19 protein-coding genes are annotated in these 13,799 nt (G+C 40.4%); 6 read left to right on the forward strand and 13 right to left on the reverse strand.

Annotated elements, in window-relative coordinates:
• Positions 1-29: 29 nt before the first annotated feature.
• Together DZ860_RS06975 and DZ860_RS06980 are read right to left on the reverse strand one after the other, a co-directional pair.
• On the reverse strand, positions 30-1,403 hold the full coding sequence (locus DZ860_RS06975) for a hypothetical protein (RefSeq protein ID WP_120030217.1): 1,374 nt from the start codon (positions 1,401-1,403) through the stop codon (positions 30-32).
• Between the two features lie 3 nt (positions 1,404-1,406).
• Complete coding sequence (locus DZ860_RS06980; protein ID WP_120030218.1) at positions 1,407-3,263, reverse strand: 5-methylcytosine-specific restriction endonuclease subunit McrB; 1,857 nt, start codon at positions 3,261-3,263, stop codon at positions 1,407-1,409.
• Positions 3,264-3,597: 334 nt separating this feature from the next.
• Here DZ860_RS06980 and DZ860_RS06985 point away from each other — a divergent pair, with 334 nt between their 5' ends.
• Positions 3,598-4,284, forward strand: a complete 687-nt coding sequence (locus DZ860_RS06985) for a glutathione S-transferase (protein WP_120030309.1) — start codon at positions 3,598-3,600, stop codon at positions 4,282-4,284.
• Positions 4,285-4,410: 126 nt separating this feature from the next.
• Here the strand turns inward: DZ860_RS06985 and DZ860_RS06990 are convergent, their stop codons facing one another.
• The 3 genes from DZ860_RS06990 to DZ860_RS07000 all read right to left on the reverse strand — a co-directional run bounded on the left by DZ860_RS06990 (position 4,411) and on the right by DZ860_RS07000 (position 5,825).
• Positions 4,411-4,917 carry a DUF3087 domain-containing protein gene (locus DZ860_RS06990; RefSeq protein WP_120030219.1) on the reverse strand — a complete coding sequence of 169 codons (507 nt, stop codon included), beginning with the start codon at positions 4,915-4,917 and terminating at the stop codon, positions 4,411-4,413.
• A 99-nt stretch (positions 4,918-5,016) separates the two neighbouring features.
• On the reverse strand, positions 5,017-5,439 hold the full coding sequence (locus tag DZ860_RS06995; RefSeq protein ID WP_120030220.1) for a DUF3859 domain-containing protein: 423 nt from the start codon (positions 5,437-5,439) through the stop codon (positions 5,017-5,019).
• Positions 5,418-5,825: an ATP-binding protein gene (locus DZ860_RS07000; RefSeq protein ID WP_120030221.1), complete on the reverse strand. Its 408-nt coding sequence runs from the start codon at positions 5,823-5,825 to the stop codon at positions 5,418-5,420. Before DZ860_RS07000 ends, DZ860_RS06995 begins: the two co-directional genes overlap by 22 nt.
• A 129-nt stretch (positions 5,826-5,954) precedes the next feature.
• Here DZ860_RS07000 and metA point away from each other — a divergent pair, with 129 nt between their 5' ends.
• The 3 genes from metA (at position 5,955) to DZ860_RS07015 (ending at position 8,241) form a co-directional block, all read left to right on the forward strand.
• Positions 5,955-6,896 carry a homoserine O-acetyltransferase MetA gene (gene metA, locus DZ860_RS07005; protein ID WP_120030222.1) on the forward strand — a complete coding sequence of 314 codons (942 nt, stop codon included), beginning with the start codon at positions 5,955-5,957 and terminating at the stop codon, positions 6,894-6,896.
• A 182-nt stretch (positions 6,897-7,078) separates the two neighbouring features.
• Positions 7,079-7,807: a type IV pilus biogenesis/stability protein PilW gene (gene pilW, locus DZ860_RS07010; protein WP_120030223.1), complete on the forward strand. Its 729-nt coding sequence runs from the start codon at positions 7,079-7,081 to the stop codon at positions 7,805-7,807.
• A 158-nt stretch (positions 7,808-7,965) separates the two neighbouring features.
• Entirely contained in the window at positions 7,966-8,241 is a 276-nt protein-coding gene (locus tag DZ860_RS07015; protein ID WP_120030224.1) for a DUF134 domain-containing protein, read from the forward strand.
• Between the two features lie 46 nt (positions 8,242-8,287).
• Here the strand turns inward: DZ860_RS07015 and nqrM are convergent, their stop codons facing one another.
• The 5 genes from nqrM to DZ860_RS24395 form a co-directional block, all read right to left on the reverse strand.
• The gene (gene nqrM / locus DZ860_RS07020; protein ID WP_120030225.1) at positions 8,288-8,485 is read right to left on the reverse strand and encodes a (Na+)-NQR maturation NqrM; all 198 of its coding nucleotides are present in this window, start codon (positions 8,483-8,485) and stop codon (positions 8,288-8,290) included.
• On the reverse strand, positions 8,482-8,955 hold the full coding sequence (locus tag DZ860_RS07025; RefSeq protein ID WP_120030226.1) for a NifB/NifX family molybdenum-iron cluster-binding protein: 474 nt from the start codon (positions 8,953-8,955) through the stop codon (positions 8,482-8,484). Before DZ860_RS07025 ends, nqrM begins: the two co-directional genes overlap by 4 nt.
• 185 nt (positions 8,956-9,140) lie before the next feature.
• Positions 9,141-9,623, reverse strand: a complete 483-nt coding sequence (locus DZ860_RS07030) for an NUDIX domain-containing protein (RefSeq protein ID WP_120030227.1) — start codon at positions 9,621-9,623, stop codon at positions 9,141-9,143.
• Between the two features lie 50 nt (positions 9,624-9,673).
• The gene (locus DZ860_RS07035; RefSeq protein ID WP_120030228.1) at positions 9,674-9,871 is read right to left on the reverse strand and encodes a hypothetical protein; all 198 of its coding nucleotides are present in this window, start codon (positions 9,869-9,871) and stop codon (positions 9,674-9,676) included.
• Entirely contained in the window at positions 9,872-10,039 is a 168-nt protein-coding gene (locus DZ860_RS24395) for a hypothetical protein (RefSeq protein WP_165862862.1), read from the reverse strand.
• Between the two features lie 361 nt (positions 10,040-10,400).
• Between DZ860_RS24395 and DZ860_RS07040 the strand changes: the two genes are divergently transcribed.
• Positions 10,401-10,853, forward strand: a complete 453-nt coding sequence (locus tag DZ860_RS07040) for a DUF302 domain-containing protein (protein WP_120030229.1) — start codon at positions 10,401-10,403, stop codon at positions 10,851-10,853.
• A 103-nt stretch (positions 10,854-10,956) separates the two neighbouring features.
• Here the strand turns inward: DZ860_RS07040 and DZ860_RS07045 are convergent, their stop codons facing one another.
• From DZ860_RS07045 to DZ860_RS07055, 3 genes are all read right to left on the reverse strand, one after another.
• On the reverse strand, positions 10,957-11,214 hold the full coding sequence (locus tag DZ860_RS07045; RefSeq protein ID WP_120030230.1) for a DUF3297 family protein: 258 nt from the start codon (positions 11,212-11,214) through the stop codon (positions 10,957-10,959).
• Between the two features lie 94 nt (positions 11,215-11,308).
• The gene (gene rlmF, locus DZ860_RS07050) at positions 11,309-12,301 is read right to left on the reverse strand and encodes a 23S rRNA (adenine(1618)-N(6))-methyltransferase RlmF (protein WP_243641827.1); all 993 of its coding nucleotides are present in this window, start codon (positions 12,299-12,301) and stop codon (positions 11,309-11,311) included.
• Between the two features lie 287 nt (positions 12,302-12,588).
• Positions 12,589-13,098 carry a M48 metallopeptidase family protein gene (locus DZ860_RS07055; RefSeq protein ID WP_120030311.1) on the reverse strand — a complete coding sequence of 170 codons (510 nt, stop codon included), beginning with the start codon at positions 13,096-13,098 and terminating at the stop codon, positions 12,589-12,591.
• Between the two features lie 446 nt (positions 13,099-13,544).
• Between DZ860_RS07055 and DZ860_RS07060 the strand changes: the two genes are divergently transcribed.
• Positions 13,545-13,772, forward strand: a complete 228-nt coding sequence (locus DZ860_RS07060) for a glutaredoxin family protein (RefSeq protein WP_120030231.1) — start codon at positions 13,545-13,547, stop codon at positions 13,770-13,772.
• Positions 13,773-13,799 lie beyond the last annotated feature (27 nt).

Consider the following 13,799-nt stretch of genomic DNA (forward strand, 5'->3'; position numbering starts at 1 on the left):
CAAACAATAAACTGCAGCCATTATTGTCTCTAAAAATGTAACTTAGCTAAGTTAGCAACATTCACTTCAGACTGATCTTGATTAAAAAGAGGAAGACTAAGGATAAAAAAGCTTTCCTTTGAGTCATAGTCAAAACTCAATGATTTAAACTCCTCCAAGTTAGCAGGCAATTCTGGATAAACTAGCCCCTGGAGCACTCGCTTATTTTTGTATTCTTCTTTGATAGAAATTGCTCGCCTGTCACGCACTAACTTCAATACATCCGTTTCGACTATTTGTGAATATTGAGTGATTTTTTTCCACTTTGAGTCCAATACTATGACTAGGTCGTTATCATTGATGCTGACTAAATGGTCAGGCCTATTGTCATGGGTAGAAAGTACCGTAGGCTCTGATTCTTGACCATCTTCATTAAACAGTTGCAGGTTGGACTGTATAATCGGTTGGTTTTTAACACTATAGTCACTAGACTGATTTAGCAATCTTTCGACATGCATTTCAAACATGATTTCAGGTGAAAAATACAGTGAAATCAGGTTAGTTATCTTTTTGTCAGCGCTATCTATTGTGTCACCACAAACGAGTGTCAGCAGATTAGTATAGAGTTTGTTTTTATCGCTACTATTTTTAAACAACTTCCTGATATTAGGTCTAACCAATGAATGGATTTGGAAGTACTTGTTGTCTATCTTAAAACGCTTAACGACATGCCTTTTTAGAAATCCACTCAGTTGTTTAATCTCTTTATCTATTGCTTCACAGGCACCAAGCATTGGCTGTACTTGTTTGCGGAAATGATTAAGGCAAACATAAGCAACATTCGCGATTTCCGAATAGTTAAACTCAACCTCATTGTATTGATGAATCTTAGATTTATTAATTTCTAGGATATTTTTCTTAATATCAATCGCGTTGGAAATAGAGCTGGAGTGAAAGTTATTCCTCTTATTTGAGACAGACTTATGAGAATGAAAGAACCTCTTGATCTCTTTAAGCGACTGCACATACTTGATTTTCATCGCACCATCAAGATCCGTCACATCATTCAGGTTGAAGTCACGGATGTTGTCATCCAGTTGCCTTTTTCCTTTATAACCCTCTTTGACCAAATCTCGATACAAGGACATGTATTTAACAAACAATAAATCCATGTCCTCCTGAGAACAGTTATAAATATCGCAAAACTTGGGAACTGTAATAATCGTATTATACCCACCTCCCTCGATAGCAAACTGATAGGCACCGATCAAATTGTTGTTGCTGTTTCGCTGGATCTGCTTTAACGCCTCTCGCGGTACATGAAGTCCACGAATATCACTAATATTCGTGTTTTCATGGATATAGTACCTATCCCCTAAACCTTGTTTCTGCTTGAACTTCCTAAAGCGCGGTTTATCAGCCATAGATTAACCTTGCGTGTCGAATAGTTTTAATATCGTGTCTACGGCGGGCGTTGATACGCTTTCGTCAAAGAAATAGAAGCGCTGAAGCTCTGAAGTCAGTTTTGCGTAGTCATACTGTTCAATTTCATTATTGAAGAACAGGGTTTGCTCAAGAATTCCCATAAAATCTTCCCAAGCGATATCTTTGATATCTTTAAAATCGACAATTAACTTGACCAAGGCTCTCGCAAATGTTTTCGCGTCATTGACATCGATCCAAATAGCATGACCTACCTGAAATCTATCAGGGTGCACCTCTTGCTGCTCGGTAAAATAACTATTAATCGCTACATTCAGTCGGTCAAAAAAAACCTTAGTGACATCATGTATAATTGGCAAGCTAGATGGGTAAATCTCAATAACTTCAAAACGTCTCAGTAGGTTATCCCCCATGATTTTCTTATCATCGCGATAGTTTGAAGTGCACAAAAAATAGAGGTTCTGCGGTATAGTCAGGGTAATCGACTCTTTGTTGCTCACCAAGCTAGGTAAATTGACTTTATTCATACCTGCTTTTTGATTCACCAGTTCAGTGATAGCACTGTTACTACTTTTTTCACCATTAATAAAGTCTTGATCAAAGCACACTCTACGACTCTCTTCGATCAAGAAAATCAGATCACCAATTAACTTATTGAGTTCATTTTCCTGGATCTCTTCCAGAACGATCACAAACGGCAAAGACGGATTGAGTATGGCTTTAATAATATGATTGAGAATTAAGCCCTGCTTTTCAGAGTATTCTATCTGGCCATGTGGGTTAGTGTTAACTGAAATGCCCTGCATCAGATCAGAGTTACTAGTTGCAGAGTGAATGTTGATTCTCAGAACATTGGATGAAATAACGTCGCTGATGGGAAGACAAACACTTGGCTCAGCTCCATCTTTCACCTTAAATATCTTGTCAAGAATGATCTCTTCAATGTAGCGACTCTTACCCGTTCCCGGCACGCCTTTTAACAATAGATTTTTATAAGGGAAATCGTTTTCGATAGCCTCTGATGTTTTCTTTAACTCATCACTAGAGATGCTTTTTTCTGCAGGGAACACTAGGCTATCCTCGTCATTCATGTTGTAAAGGAAATCGTAATAATGGCTATCTTTCTCTGGAATACTATAAAAAGCAGTGATTTGGTTTTGAATTGCTCCTAGATCAGCTTCTGAGGATAAGCGAATATTTTTATTACTTTTGTCGTATGTAACATATTCAAAATATTGATAATCGCCGATCAAAAGGTTCCAACTGTCCGAAGTAAACCTATCACTTGCATCAGTTAAAACCTCATTAAGCTCCTTAAAATCATGTACTCTATTTGCTTTAAGAAGTGCGATATGATCATCAATTTCAGAACGATTTTTTATGCTCGTAGCAAACAGAATATACTCCCCTACTGATATAGGGCCGTCTATTTTTAATAAAAACTCTAGTGTTATCCAGTATGGATAAACTTCAATCCCATCACTTTTTCCAGCGGCATTCCAAATTAACGGAAATTTCCATTTTTTAATTTGATTTTGAATCAAACGAAAGCCCGAAAAGCATGGACTTAGAAGAGCATGGCCACTCTTAGTTATCTGCTCTTCTGATTTGACTCGCTCATCTTTGAGGAACCCCAAATTTTTTAAATAGCCCGCACGCCTTTTCAACGTTTCGTTATCTGGTGTGCAGTTATTCTGTACGTAGTGTAAAACATCAATTAATTGTTCAATGCTTTGACCTTGGTTCGGGAAAGTAAAATATTGCGGGCGCCTAGCTTGCTCCCCAGCTCTACCTGTTCTGGTAATTTTGTGTATTTTATCTATAAAATCAACTGGATGCATATTAACGCTCTATTATTCTGAGTTTTAGCATTTTTATTGTGTTAGGGAGTTCTGAATTAATCCGATCACCTGTATCAATATCAAGCAATACAGCAGTACTAAAACATGAAAATCAATTGACGATTACTTGATGTTTTTCATTGACTTAAGTAACCTGAAATAATTGCTTTATATTAAAGCTACTCTGTAGAAAAACAATCGATTAATTTGCCTAATTACCAACATCCTGAAAAGCCTACACAGCTGATAGAGCTCTATTTACTCACTTGTAAATCTATCCCCTGCACACCAAAAGCGTTAAGATTAAATCGTGTTCAATGATAGGCGTATGATGATGGCTCAACCTCCTATTCTGTATTCACTACTGAACTGTCCGTATGCTATGCGCGCTCGAATTGCTCTCTTCAAAGCAGAACAAGTGGTGCGAATTCGTGCTATCAAGCTCAATAACAAACCAGATGAGATGCTCCTGGTTTCCCCTAAAGGAAGCGTACCTGTGTTGGTCATTCAAGAAGACCGGACTCATTCAACAAAAATTATTGAGGAAAGCTTAGAGGTGATGCTTTGGGCACTGTCTCAAAATGATCCAGAGAACCTATTACACCTAGGTGATAGCAGTGCATTACCCGCCATGGTGAAATTAATTTTAGAATTTGAACACGATTTCCTACCTGCCTACAACGCTTATAGCTGTGCTAAACGTTACCATGACGGCAATGAGGTGATATATCGTCAAGCCTGTGAAATGCACTTGAAAAAACTCGAAGGATGTTTGTCTCAACATTCTTATCTATTTTCAAATAAAGAAAGCTTAGTGGATATTGCGCTACTGCCTTTTTTACGTAAATTCGCCCGCATCGACAAACGATGGTATAGACAAAGTCCCTACCCTAAACTGCATGCATGGCTAAAGCGCTATCTAGATAGCTCCATGTTTTCAAAGGTGATGGAGCAACATGAGCTATGGCTCGATCACCGCAAAGATATTTATTTGGGGCACTCCAATACAAAAAATGAGTGAAAGCCATCTCGGTTCACTCATTATGTTTTTGAACAATTAAGCTATTCGTGAAAACTGATCTATTCACGAAAACTAACGGCTATCAACCATGACTCCCATAGCAATAGCACAGGTTGAGTTTATCAATTAGAACGCTTTCAGCAATCCGGAATGGTAGGTACTAACATCTAGTGTTACACCATACTCTTCCACCCAGCGGTCAAGTTGCGCTTGCGCTTCATTAAGGCTACTCATCGTGATGGTGTTATCATCTAACTGCCACAGTTGACGTGAGCCATCATAACTAAACTGAAGCGCTAACATCGCATCGGCATTTCCTTGTTTTGCCGCAGCGAGTAGCTTTCTATTTTTTCGATAGATCAAATTTAGCGCCTGTTTTAAATCCCATACATACGCTACTTCTTGCATTTTAGGGTGTGTTTTCAGTTTGAGTAGCACCATGATTAACCCGATCGCGCTGATAACGACCCCAAGTAAATTCCAGTGAAAATTCGAGCCTGACTCAGATGGAAAGAGTTGTATCAAGATCTGAGCAATCGCTAAACTCGACACCGTCAAACTGGCAATACAAGCAACAATCACGATATTCAAACGTGAACGATATAATTGCTTGTCGATAGTTTTCAATTGCATTCATTACTCCATGTATTTCTGTTATCTACCAAATGATGATAGTCGTGAGCCTGACTATATTACATGCCAAAAAGCCAGATCATGTTTTGAATATCCTGATTAAAATCCGCGCTGTTTCCAAAACTGCGCTTCATCGGGCAAAAACACAGTAAACGTCTTTTCTGCAATGACTCGGCTGTCTAAGGACAATGTCATTCGCCACTTACCGGCTTTATCGTCCAACGGCTCCCAAATAGTATCACCGAGATAAAAATCCCAATCGTTACTATTAATGTGTAGTTCACCAGTAAACGCTTCGAGCAACTGGCCTTTTTTATTAGTAATGCCGGGGTGATCAATACAGTATTCGATCACAGCTCCTTTGGCTTTTTTAATATTAACGACAAAACCAAATTCAATATCAACTTCAGCAGGAACCTTAGTGGTGAATTCTTGGATCTTAGGTAAATGTTTAGATTTTGAATCCCACTGGCTGTAAATACCGTAAGAGGAAATTTCTACTATTGGCGATCGTTTTGCCATGTTTGCCACCGCTTTTTCATTGTTGTTATAACCGACGCATCGACACCATGAATATTGCCATAATCTCCCTGGCATTCAATGATTTCAAATTGAGCTCGGTACTGCTTTGCTAGACGCCAATAAGGCACAATTTCCCAGCGTCGAACAAACGTGTTGGAAACCACAACATTTTGCTTTGAACGTAACCCTTGTTCTGTTTGCTGCTGGCACCATTGATGCGCGTTTGGCAACTGACTGGGATCAAAGTGATATTCACCTTGGGAGTTAACAAAATACATATCAGCTTCTAGATGAATAGTGTTAACACCATCCATCGCCAGTGCTTTTGCTAACGTGCTTTTTCCTGAACCGGGTAAGCCACGAATTAAAGTTAATTTGAATGTCATGAAAGGCGTACTGAATCTAAAGTCCAGTCAGTTTACCGTAGAACGGACTAAATTGGCTATCGACAACGCCAATGGATTGGGTTAAGTTTGGAAGTATAGACGTCTGAAATTAAGCTTAGGGAGAAAGCTGTGCCGATTAAGATCCCCGATCAACTACCTGCATCTGACGTATTACGACAAGAGAATATCTTCGTGATGCTAGAGTCTCGCGCATCAACTCAGGGAATTCGTCCGTTAAAAGTGTTGATCCTCAATCTTATGCCGAAGAAAATTGAAACTGAGACTCAATTCTTACGGTTGCTGTCCAATAGTCCACTACAAGTCGATATTGAACTGCTAAGGATCGATGACCGACCAAGTAAAAATACGCCCACTGAACACCTTGATAATTTCTATCGTCAATTCGAAACGATCAGACATCGTAACTTTGATGGGCTAATTATTACAGGTGCACCACTCGGCTTAGTCCAGTTTGAGGATGTTATCTATTGGGAACACTTACAAACCATCATGTCTTGGGCAAAAGAGCACGTCACTTCAACTTTGTATGTTTGCTGGGCTGCTCAAGCGGGATTAAAACTGCTCTATAACTTGCCGAAACGAACTCGCAAAGACAAGTTGTCTGGGGTCTACCAGCACGAAATTCATCACCCTCACCACCCTATTTTACGTGGTTTTGATGACTCATTTTTAGCGCCCCATTCCCGCTATGCGGACTTTTCATCTGAATACTTATCTAAACATACCGATTTGGATATATTAGCTACCTCAGATGTCGCTGGTGTATACCTTGCTAGCACCAAAGATAAACGAAATGTTTTTGTCACTGGTCACCCTGAATACGATGCTCACACTTTGCATCACGAATACATTCGCGATCGAGACGAGGGAATGGAGCCAGTAATACCCGTCAATTATTACCCAAATAACGATCCGGAACACAAACCTAACGCGAGTTGGCGCAGTCATGGACACCTTTTGTTTGCCAACTGGCTAAACTATTGCGTTTACCAACAAACGCCTTACGATCTCGAACACTTTAGTGAAGCCAATTTCACCAAAGACGACTAATTTGAATATTTCCCACGGCTTACCACAGAGGAAGCCGTGGAGAAAACTAAGATCAATAGCTTAAAACAGCAAGCCAGTCGGTATAAAAGCCTCTTTGCAACATCCCTCGCATCATCTTATTACAACGCTCTGTTCGTCTCGCCTGTCACAATTATACTCGTAGCACTATCGAGGAGGCGGCTATGCAGACATTCATCTTATTTATTCTAATTTTGTCACTCACCGCCTGTGTTACCAGCAAAACAACGTCTGAACACTCTCTTCCACCAGCCGATCCAATTACCCAAGCCCAAGCGCGTATTGCACTTGGTGTCGGTTACCTAGAACAAAACAAACTGGCCAAAGCACGAGAAAACTTCGAAAAAGCCTACTTTCATGCGCCGCACTATTATCCAAGCCAACTGGCACTAGCCCATTACTTTGAATCCGTTAGTGAATACTCTTCAGCAGAGCAACTGTATAAAAAGTCACTGCGGGACCATCCACACAATGGCAATATTATGAATAACTACGGTACTTTTCTTTGTAAACAAGGAAAATATGAACAAGCTGATACTCTGTTTAATAAAGCCGTTGAACAATCTGACTACTATTCTGTCTCTTCGAGTTATGAAAACGCCGCATTTTGTTCATTGAAAGCTGGCAACACACAATCTGCGATCCAGTATTTTAGACGTGTTCTTGATCATGAACCGGAACGAAAACGTGCAATTCTTAATTTAGCTAAGCTCGAAATTGATATTAATGCATTGGCAGAAGCAAGAACCAGACTTGTGGAATTTCATCATAATTACGGGGTAACAAAGCCCTCATTAGAACTATTAACAGAACTAGAAAAGAAAACAGGAAATCCCGATCTATATCCAACTAACTTGAAGGTGCCGATAAACGGCAAGCCAAAAAGCCACTAAACATAATTGGACGATGTGATTGAACAATCTCATTGATGCGTAGCAATTTAGCTAGTGGCTAGTCGATCTCACCACCAATAAATGACGAGTTAACTCTTTGGTTTTTTGCCCTAATCACTGTTAGAATCTAGGTTCTTTCATCTCTTAAGAGCACTTAAATGGCAAGGCCTAAGAAAACTCGTCGAATTTGCAGTCGTGCCCCTTTTTCCTGTTTTAAGCCAAATGGAATCCCAATGACGGAGCTAAAAAGCGTCGCGCTTTTACCTGAAGAGTTGGAGGCGTTACGTCTCGCGGATATGGAAAGCATGAGCCAATTAGAGGCGGCACAGCAGATGAACGTTTCTCGGCAAACATTTGGTAATATCGTAAAAAAAGCGCGCGAAAAAGTCGCGCGATGCTTGGTCGAAGGTCATGCTCTCACGTTTAGTGACTAATGAAGAGCCGCACAACCGTCCATATTTTCGTTCTATATTTTAGCTGTTACGCCTTGGGTTCTTGAATTTGATAAAGCTGACGACGATGCTCATCGCAAACATCCTCACAATTACATTCCCGTTCAACACCTACAGTTGCTAGGCCGCCACAACTCCCTTTGATCGGTTTACCAGAGAACATCACGCCAAGAGCCATCAACACGACTAGTGCGATAAACAAAACAAACGCTAGTAAATAAGTCATTTGTACGCTCTCAAACTCAAGATTGGATGGCTACGCAGTTCACTCACTGGTAAATGACCGCGATGAGATGAAAGCAGTGATGTTTTACGACCTCCACATTGAGGATGGCTATCACCGCACTTTTTCTTTGCTTTCGGTGGGATTTTCCCATAACTAATATCGGTTACCTGAGTCAAATTTGATGGGTGTAGATCATCAAAATCAATACGCTTTGAGGCTGAATAAACTTCTATTTGATTATTAAACAAGGCACTAAGCATATTCTCACCAATAGAGCGTGCAATAACAGCCTGTACCTTGTACTGCTTAAACAGTGCCAACAGCTGTTTTTTGTTACCACAGCTCGAGGTTGACTCAGGGGCACTCAACAATGTTTTTTGACCAGTCTCGTCATTAATAATCATCCAACGAGGAGCTTTAGAAAAGTGTGCGCTTAATGCTGCGCGTGCATAGGGTATCGCAAATATCATCGTAGATTCTCTACTTGAGCTTAGATTGGACAATATTACACCTAGTTATTGGCATATGCCAATAACTAGGTGTAATAAATGTGCCTAACGCTGCACAACTTCAAGTAAGACGGGAAATACCTAGTTAACTCCGAGTGGCTAGGTATAGATCATCGATAAATAATTATTAAGAAAATAAATAGCCATTAAGAAAATTGATTAATGTGGTCCTGCTCCCCCTGAATATAACTCCCCAAATGGACACTAAACTGTTGTGACCTCACCAATTGAATAAGATGGGTCATGTCCGCTGGATAGGTCCTTAAATGCTTAACTTCATCAATAGCTACCCACTCAATTCCCTGAATAAAATCGGCATCATTGAGTCCCACAAGATTGCTAAGATGTGGAGCCCCATCAAACTCAACAATGTGATAGAAAAACTCTGCGTTATAGCGATTCAATCTTGTTTCTAAAAACTCTCGGACACAAATAAGCTCACCGACTTTCACTGCCAGCCCAGCTTCCTCGAAAAATTCACGTCTTAAACACTCTTTAGTCGTGAGATCTGTTGCTTCAAAACCACCACCCGGTGGAATCCAATACTCGCCACTTTCATCTTGGACATGAAGCAGCAGTATTGAGTTGTTTTCAATTAGGATCCCGGCGGAACGAATACGATGCTGCATAAGGTAACTCCTTTACTCTAACAGCGGTCTATCTTGCCGACTTGAAACGATTATTGAACTAGCTTGTTCAATTCTTGGCATTCCGGCGTCTCATTTTCTTTTTGCAGATCGCTACAATTTTGTGCATTCATGCTTTGAAGACAGGCTACAGCGGCTTTCTCTAATTGTGGGGAGGGTGGCATGGCATTGAAATCGCTAATCATCGCCTGACAGCTTTTCTCCAATACACCCTCTACCATTTTCTTCATCTAATTATCAGCAGAAAGCCCCTCTAACTGACCTGATGTGCATTGCTTCATTTTATCGCAGAATAGTTGAACCTCATTGTTAAGTTCGCTATTCATTTGTGCGGATACTGGCAGTGCTATTACAACGCCCATCGCACTAATAAGAATCCCTTTCAAAACTGGCTGCATCGTCATTCCTAATTGATTGCTTACAAAACAAACATACAACCAATTTAACAAGTTAGCAACCTAACACAACTACTGAGACAAGAATATAATCCATTATAAAACAATAAGATAAACACAAAAACACAACTATCAATGACAAAAAGAAATCGTTTCAATTCTTACTATTTCAATATAAGCAAAAATATCTCATCATTTTCAACTCGTCATTTCGCCTATTCACCCGTTATACCTTAGGATATGGTAACGTTGAAACAACGACACAAGATGTGATGTAAGAATAGATAGGAAATCAACTCACTCATTTGAATTATTATTACCTGAATGGTTTTAACCGAATGAGCAGCAAAAAGGAGTCACGACAATGAAACTTGTAGTAGGAATTTTAGCAGCAGCCCTATTAACAATAACGACGGCACATGCGAACAATGGATTAATCAGTGTAAAAAGTTCCCATGACGTCACCACGACTGCAAACAAACTTGAAGAAGCACTAGGCAATAAGGGAATGAATGTTTTTGCCCGAATTGATCATGCCAAAGCAGCAAACGAAATATCTATTCCGCTTCGCCCTACTCTTTTAGTGATTTTTGGAAACCCAAAAGTTGGTTCACCACTAATGGCCTGCGAGCAGAAAGTAGCCATTGATCTTCCTCAAAAAGCGCTCATATCGGAAGACGCCCAAGGTGATGTTTGGTTAACCTACAATGACCCTCAATACCTTGCCACAAGACACGAGATAAAAGGATGCGATCAACTGATAGGAAAGATTGGAAAAGCTCTCGCTTATTTTGCAAAAGCGGCCACCGAGCCTTAAATTTTTTATTGAAAACTATCTAGCCCGCATATCTAACCCGCAATAAAAAAGCCAGTTGCGACTAAGCAACTGGCCCTTAAAACAGTAACGTATCTATTGGATACTATTCAGCAGTATTGTAATACGCTTCAACTGTACCTTTTAGCGTGATCAGAAGTGGTTGGCCACGACGATCTAGCGCTTTAGGTGAAGGGATTTTTACCCAACCTTCACTGATGCAGTATTCTTCAACATCAAAACGCTCTTTGCCGTTCAAACGGATACCAATGCTGTGTTCAAAACATTCAGCAACATGGAAAGGGCTGCGTGGGTTACCTGCTAGGTGATCTGGCAATTCTGGACGTGAAGTAGTCATGTTCATTACTATAATAAATAAAAAAGTGCGCTATTGTAGGCGTTATAAGCCTAGCGCTCAAGAGATGCTGTAATAAAACCTACAACTCCGTCAGCGAATGTTAGTTTTTAAACCAATCTTGACGTTCTTCCGCTGTTTGGAAAGTCCAAGCCATAAAACGACTGATTTTCTGTCCTTGGCTCATTTCAACGATTTTCACTTCTTTAGCGCCAACTTTTTCAAGATTTTTACGTAACCAGCGAACATTCTCTTTCTTAGAAAGCAATGTGGTAAACCACAATACTTGTTTAGCAAAATCTCGACTTTCAAAAGCTAAGTTTTTAACAAATTCAGCCTCACCACCAGGGCACCAAAGTTCAGCTTTCTGACCGCCGAAATTAAGAGCGGAAGCAGCCTGCTTGGTACTACTCTCTTTTTGCATCGGTGCAGGCTTTTGGCCTCGCTTTTGTCGGTTGGCATTTAGGTTATTAATCTTACGCTCTGTCCCTTGTCGAGCCTCTTCCAATGACTTATGAAATGGCGGATTACACGTTGTGACGTCATATCGCTCATTCTCTTGGATAATACCTTTAAAGAAGTGACGGCTCTGTGCTTGTAGGCGACACTCAATACGCCCTTGCAACACAGCATTATTGGTTGCAATCGCATTCGAATTAGTCACAGATTGCGGGTCAACATCACTGCCGACATAGCGCCAACCATATTGAGTCGTTGCAACAATTGGGTAGATACAGTTTGCGCCTACACCAATATCTAAAGCTCGAACTTGGGTTTGATCAAGCTGAGGAAATTCTTTATTCAGCAGTTCAGCTAAACGATGAATATAGTCAGCACGTCCCGGAATTGGCGGACAAAGATACCCTGCTGGAATATCCCAATGAGTGACACCGTAATGATGTGCTAATAACGCTTTATTTAACAGTTTGACAGCCAGTGGATCGTCAAAACGAATACTCTGCTCACCTCTAGGATTACGTATCACGTGAGCAGCAAGCTCTGGCAGCACCGCAACCAACTGAGTAAAATCATAACGCCCTTGGTGTACGTTACGTTTATGCAAGCCAACGGGGCTATTAACCGTCACCACTTTCATTGTGCTGTTTGACTGCTCTGAATTCTGTTTTTTCTTCGCTGAAGTTTCGTTCTTTGCCTTGCTCCTTTCACCACGAGTATTCGCAACCGATGTATGAATCCCGCTAGCGGATTTCTTGGAGTTCGCGTCAGAAAACTTAGAAGAACGCCCCGCTTTTTTTTCGGCTTGTGCTGGGTTAGCTAGATCATTTTTTTTGCCCTGACTAGACTTACGGCCCGCGTGAGGTTTGTTGCTTGAATTAGACTTATTGCCCGGATTGAATTTGTTGAATGGGTTCATAACAGCCACTATTGTTTGTTCTTATTGTTTGTTTCTAAATACATCATAAACAGACGAGCATCTAATTCGAGCTGATGGTAATCCGGTTCCATATGGCAACAGAGTTGATAAAATGCTTTGTTGTGATCTTTTTCTTTCAAGTGGGCCAACTCATGAACAACGAGCATACGTAGCAACGGTTCTGGCGCGTTTTTAAACACACTTGCAATGCGAATTTCATTCTTAGTTTTGATTTTTCCGCCATGTACTTTTGCTACATAGGTATGTAAGCCAAGGGCGTTGTTGATTAAGTGAATTTTATTATCATAAACCACTTTGCTTAGTGGCGACGTTTTCTTCATATAACGATTTTTATACCCCATCGTATAATCAAATAACGCTTTTTCACTTTTAATGGTGTGGTTCTCCGGATAACGCTTTTCAAACCATTGCGTTAAGCGATTCGCTTCCACCATTTGTCGCACAGGTGTCGTAATGTGCTCTGGGTAGCCTTGGATATATCTTAGTACTGGATTCATCATCAATAACATTAAAAAAATTCGCGCTAAGTCTACCCCAATCGCGCTACTCAATCATCGAATTTATTCTGTCGCGAGTTGCAAAGAACCCCCCAAAGTACTTAGGTAAACACGTCAAACTTTGGTGAACAAGGGATATGTCCCTATAACAAAATCGTGTTTTTCAGCCTGTCGCATCTAGCGAAATCGATGATTTACGATTAAACTTCTCGACCATTTCGAACAATCCCCTATGAGCACACGTCCATCGACGTCATACTCATTGGCAATATGTTCCTATAAGAAATGAGCGTGGTCCGAGTCACTTTTTTATATGAATTACTCTATAGAATAGAGTCGTGCCCACATGGTCAGCATACATAGCGCGACCTCATTTCGAAAAAAGCACCTATCGTTTATGCTGTTTAAAGACATAAAGCGTAAACGTGAAGAAGAGAAGAAATACCATGAAAAGAGTTGTTTTATACGTCGCTGACAAGTGTCCACATTGTAAAGACGCGCAACGTTACCTTGATTCTAAAAAGATCGTTTACAGATTAACGAACGCAAAAATGCAAAGAGGCCGTAAGGAACTTCAAGCGATGGGCGCTCGTTCTATTCCTGTGTTAAAGATTGGCGACCAAGTGATGGTGGGTTGGAATCAGAAGAACTTCGATAAAATGTACAACAGTTAAACATTGCACCAATATTCAACGGCTTCG

This window comes from Vibrio sinensis (genome assembly GCF_003605645.1).
Classification (GTDB): Bacteria; Pseudomonadota; Gammaproteobacteria; order Enterobacterales; family Vibrionaceae; genus Vibrio; species Vibrio sinensis.

Excerpts from the sequence above, each read along its gene's own strand:
- DZ860_RS06975 (WP_120030217.1), bottom strand. The coding sequence starts at position 1,403 with ATGGCTGATAAACCGCGCTTTAGGAAGTTCAAGCAGAAACAAGGTTTA.
- DZ860_RS06980 (WP_120030218.1), bottom strand. The coding sequence starts at position 3,263 with ATGCATCCAGTTGATTTTATAGATAAAATACACAAAATTACCAGAACA.
- DZ860_RS06985 (WP_120030309.1), top strand. The coding sequence starts at position 3,598 with ATGGCTCAACCTCCTATTCTGTATTCACTACTGAACTGTCCGTATGCT.
- DZ860_RS06990 (WP_120030219.1), bottom strand. The coding sequence starts at position 4,917 with ATGCAATTGAAAACTATCGACAAGCAATTATATCGTTCACGTTTGAAT.
- DZ860_RS06995 (WP_120030220.1), bottom strand. The coding sequence starts at position 5,439 with ATGGCAAAACGATCGCCAATAGTAGAAATTTCCTCTTACGGTATTTAC.
- DZ860_RS07000 (WP_120030221.1), bottom strand. The coding sequence starts at position 5,825 with ATGACATTCAAATTAACTTTAATTCGTGGCTTACCCGGTTCAGGAAAA.
- pilW (WP_120030223.1), top strand. The coding sequence starts at position 7,079 with ATGCAGACATTCATCTTATTTATTCTAATTTTGTCACTCACCGCCTGT.
- DZ860_RS07015 (WP_120030224.1), top strand. The coding sequence starts at position 7,966 with ATGGCAAGGCCTAAGAAAACTCGTCGAATTTGCAGTCGTGCCCCTTTT.
- nqrM (WP_120030225.1), bottom strand. The coding sequence starts at position 8,485 with ATGACTTATTTACTAGCGTTTGTTTTGTTTATCGCACTAGTCGTGTTG.
- DZ860_RS07025 (WP_120030226.1), bottom strand. The coding sequence starts at position 8,955 with ATGATATTTGCGATACCCTATGCACGCGCAGCATTAAGCGCACACTTT.
- DZ860_RS07030 (WP_120030227.1), bottom strand. The coding sequence starts at position 9,623 with ATGCAGCATCGTATTCGTTCCGCCGGGATCCTAATTGAAAACAACTCA.
- DZ860_RS07035 (WP_120030228.1), bottom strand. The coding sequence starts at position 9,871 with ATGAAGAAAATGGTAGAGGGTGTATTGGAGAAAAGCTGTCAGGCGATG.
- DZ860_RS24395 (WP_165862862.1), bottom strand. The coding sequence starts at position 10,039 with ATGCAGCCAGTTTTGAAAGGGATTCTTATTAGTGCGATGGGCGTTGTA.
- DZ860_RS07040 (WP_120030229.1), top strand. The coding sequence starts at position 10,401 with ATGAAACTTGTAGTAGGAATTTTAGCAGCAGCCCTATTAACAATAACG.
- DZ860_RS07045 (WP_120030230.1), bottom strand. The coding sequence starts at position 11,214 with ATGAACATGACTACTTCACGTCCAGAATTGCCAGATCACCTAGCAGGT.
- rlmF (WP_243641827.1), bottom strand. The coding sequence starts at position 12,301 with ATGAAAGTGGTGACGGTTAATAGCCCCGTTGGCTTGCATAAACGTAAC.
- DZ860_RS07055 (WP_120030311.1), bottom strand. The coding sequence starts at position 13,098 with ATGAATCCAGTACTAAGATATATCCAAGGCTACCCAGAGCACATTACG.
- DZ860_RS07060 (WP_120030231.1), top strand. The coding sequence starts at position 13,545 with ATGAAAAGAGTTGTTTTATACGTCGCTGACAAGTGTCCACATTGTAAA.